We start from the raw sequence: 1,099 nt of genomic DNA on the forward strand, positions 1-1,099 counted from the left end.
TTCTTGTAGTCGCGTTGGAGAACGCGGACCTTGGCGATGATCTCTTTGGGTTTGGCGGTCCAGATGAAGGGTTTCGCGTCCTGGTTCCAGTCGGCGATGTAGGCGTTGATGGTGTCGATCAGGATGCGCAAGGATCCGAAGCTTCCGCGCCGGATGGCCTGGCGGGTGATGATTCCGAACCATATCTCGATCTGGTTCAGCCAGGAACCGCCGATCGGTGTGTAGTGAAAGCTCACGTTCGGATGGGCGGTCAGCCAGGCATCCACCTCCGCGCCGGAATGCGTGGAAAGGTTGTCGAGGATGACGTGCAGTTCCCGGTCGGCGTGCCGCTTTGCGACCTGGTCCATGAAGGCGATGAAGTCGGCGGTGCGGCGCCGTGGAAAACACTGCCCCATCACCTGGCCGGTAGCGACCTCGAGCGCGGCGAATAGATTCGTCGTACCGTGCCGCACGTAGTCATAGGTGCGCTTCTCGCCCTTGGCGAAACTGATGGGCAGCAGCGGCTGAGTCCGCTCCAGCGCCTGGACCTGCGTTTTCTCATCCACCGACAGCACCACCGCCCCCTCGGGCGGATCCAGATACAAGCCCACAATGTCGACGACCTTCTCGGCGAACTCGGGATCGCGCGACAGCTTGAACGTGCCCTGCCGGAAGGGCTGCAGATCGTGCTCCTTCCATATCCGGGCGATCACGCTATGCGAGACCGAAATCCCCTCGACGCGCTTCAGGTACGCCGACATCTCCCGACTCGACCAATGACTCAACCCTGTCGAGGCCGGCGGCGTCCGGCGGGTCAGCGCCACGACACGAGACCGGACGCTCTCTGGAATCCCGCGGGGCCTCCCCGGACGGTCCCGATCGATCAAACCCTCCAGGCCGGAGGACTCATACCGATCCAGCCACTTGTACACCGTCGGCCTGGTCGCACCCGACATCCTCGCGATCTCGGCCACCGAATGGCCATCCGCCCGCCACAGCACGAACTGTGCGCGCGCCGCCACCGATCTGTCGTATTCCCCCTGGCGGATCACAGACTCAAGAGAGGAACGCTGCTGCTTCGACAACTCCACAACAGTCATTATTCCACTCCCAAGGAAAG

Annotated in this window: 1 protein-coding gene; it reads right to left on the reverse strand. The window is 62.5% G+C overall.

Features of this window, described 5'->3' with window-relative positions:
* Window positions 1-1,070 (reverse strand): IS630 family transposase (locus QSK21_RS35845; RefSeq protein ID WP_285702211.1); only part of this gene is annotated, 1,070 nt, incomplete at its 3' end.
* Between the last annotated feature and the right edge of the window lie 29 nt (window positions 1,071-1,099).

This window comes from Actinomadura sp. NBRC 104412, assembly GCF_030269515.1.
Classification (GTDB): domain Bacteria; phylum Actinomycetota; class Actinomycetes; order Streptosporangiales; family Streptosporangiaceae; genus Spirillospora.